General features: G+C 73.1%; 2 protein-coding genes and 1 pseudogene. 1 reads left to right on the top strand and 2 read right to left on the bottom strand.

Annotated features, from left to right (window positions below):
• Positions 1–267: 267 nt before the first annotated feature.
• A complete protein-coding gene (locus ROTAS13_RS23810) occupies positions 268–1,218 on the bottom strand; it encodes a hypothetical protein (protein WP_019460911.1) in 951 nt (316 codons plus the stop codon).
• A 33-nt stretch (positions 1,219–1,251) separates the two neighbouring features.
• Here ROTAS13_RS23810 and ROTAS13_RS23805 point away from each other — a divergent pair, with 33 nt between their 5' ends.
• Positions 1,252–1,677 (top strand): hypothetical protein, encoded by a 426-nt coding sequence (locus ROTAS13_RS23805; protein ID WP_139323546.1) that lies wholly within the window; start codon positions 1,252–1,254, stop codon positions 1,675–1,677.
• A gap of 14 nt (positions 1,678–1,691) precedes the next feature.
• On the opposite strand, the pseudogene ROTAS13_RS27560 reads toward ROTAS13_RS23805, so the two are convergent.
• A pseudogene (locus ROTAS13_RS27560) lies at positions 1,692–1,956 on the bottom strand (hypothetical protein); the annotation flags it as partial.

Below are 1,956 nucleotides of genomic sequence, written 5' to 3'. Positions count from 1 at the left end.
GAAGGCCCGTCACCCTCATTCCCGTGCGGGCGAACCGTCCTGGCGGCGCCTGGCTCCGCGCCATGCGCGCCCTGCGGCTGGCGGATGCCGGGCAGGCGGCCCCGCCCTGGCTGCGTATCCCCGGCCGGGCCTGGGGCGGGCTGGTGCGGCGCGGCTGGGCCGGCTGGCCGCGCGACCTGTGGTTCTTCTGGCAGGGTCTGGAGCATCACCGGCTCACGGAAGGAAGATCCCCGCCGCCGCCTGTGGCCGCGGCGGCGGTGGAGCGCATCAGGCCGCTGCTGCCGGCAGGGGCCGGGGGAACTGGCCCCGGCAGCGATCCGCGAGCGCCAGGGCATCCGGGCGGATATGCTTCTCCCTGATCCCGTGCTCCACCTCCGTGCGGGTGACCGATCCCTCGTCCAGGCATTCCGCCAGCATGGCGAAGAAGAAGGCCTCCTGCCGCTTGTCCGGATGCGGCTTGTAGCGGGCCTGGGAGGTCCAGAGCCGCAGGATGGGCCGCACCACCGCCGCCGGGATCGGCCCGAAGCCGCGCTCGCGCAGGGTGAAGTCCACCTTCAGCCCCGTCTTCCAGGGCTGCGTCCGCCGCTTGGTGGTATGCAGCAGCCGCGTGTCGGGGCCCATCCGGTCGAAATCGTTCCAGACCGTCTCCAGCAGCCCGATGGTCTCGCGCTTCTCCCGCCGCAGCTCGATCATCTCCACATAGTCCAGCCGCTTCGCGAAGAGGTCCTCCAGCATCGGCCCGAAGCGCCAGTGCGGCAGCAGCGCGCAGTCCAGCAGCATCACGCTGGTGGCGAGATAGTCCGGCGCGCCGTTGTGCCCGGGCCGCGCCCGGCACCATATGGCCTTGCCCTCGCGGTCACGGGCGAAGAGCTCGCCCACATCGCCCACCGCGAAGACGTCGGGGTCCACCACCAGCGCCACGCCCCGGTGCCCCATGGCATCGGGCACGGCGAAGCGGAGAGGGGTAAAGGATTGCAGGTCATCCATACGCCAGGTGCGGCTGTGCCCGGCGCGGAGGAAGCTCCGCCCCTCGGCGGCACGGAGCGGGGCGGAATGCTCCGCCTCCAGCAGCCGCACCTCGAAGCCGTCGGGCTGCCGGGCGTTGCGGCGGAAGGAATGCGCCGAGACCAGCGCCCCAAGCCGCTGCTTGGCGTTGGTGTGGATGAAGACGACCGGACGGCCGGTCGCATGGTCGGAAGGCGTGGCGGACTGGGTCATCCGTTCCTCCGTGGCCGCCGCGCGGCCACGCTGGTGCTGCTGATATTGCCCCTGCTGGCGGGTTGCGCCGGGGAGGGGGCGGCGCCGCAGAGTCCGGCCGCGCCGGAGGCATTGGCACGGTTCAACGGCCTGTACCAGGGCCAGCAGATCCCGGTCGGCACGGCGGCGAACTGCCGCAAGGAGCCCCACACCGTCTGGTTCCGCATCCGGGACGGGCTGGTGGAACTGCGGACCTCGCGCCATCGCCATTCCGCCGTGCAGCGTCCCGTCATGACAGGCACCGTGACACCGCATGGCGAGATCGCGCTGGACCGTGACGGATCGGAGCGCCGGGCCGCGGGGCGGATCGCCGGCGACCGGCTGAGCGCGGCGGAAATCCCCACCGTCAATGCCGCGCAGACGGGGGACGGTTGCAGCTATCGCTACGAGGCGGCGCGCATGGGCGGCGGGGCGTCATAGGGGCCGGCCCGGGTTCAGCCCGGCGCCGGGGCGAGGCCGAGGCTGGCCCACCAGGCCAGCGTGTCCCGCAACCCCTCCTCGAAGCCGATGCGGGGTGCCCAGACCGCTTCCGGCAGTTGCCGCTCCGCACCGGAGCCCCAGTCCCGGTGCAGGATCTCCCGCGCCTTGCCGAGGCCGAAGAGCCCGCTGCGCCCGGTCAGCCGGGCCCAGCCATCCGCCGCCACACCCGCCGCCAGCATGGCCGCGTCCGGCACCTCCAGGAAGCGCGGCCGTTGCCGC

It is taken from the genome of Roseomonas sp. TAS13, from assembly GCF_001950415.1.
Lineage (GTDB): Bacteria > Pseudomonadota > Alphaproteobacteria > Acetobacterales > Acetobacteraceae > Roseomonas > Roseomonas mucosa.
Note: the sequence above shows the minus strand (reverse complement) of the source record. Positions and strands in the feature narration are given on the sequence as shown.

Coding starts and splice junctions, on each gene's coding strand:
- ROTAS13_RS23810 (WP_019460911.1), bottom strand. CDS start 1,218: ATGACCCAGTCCGCCACGCCTTCCGACCATGCGACCGGCCGTCCGGTC.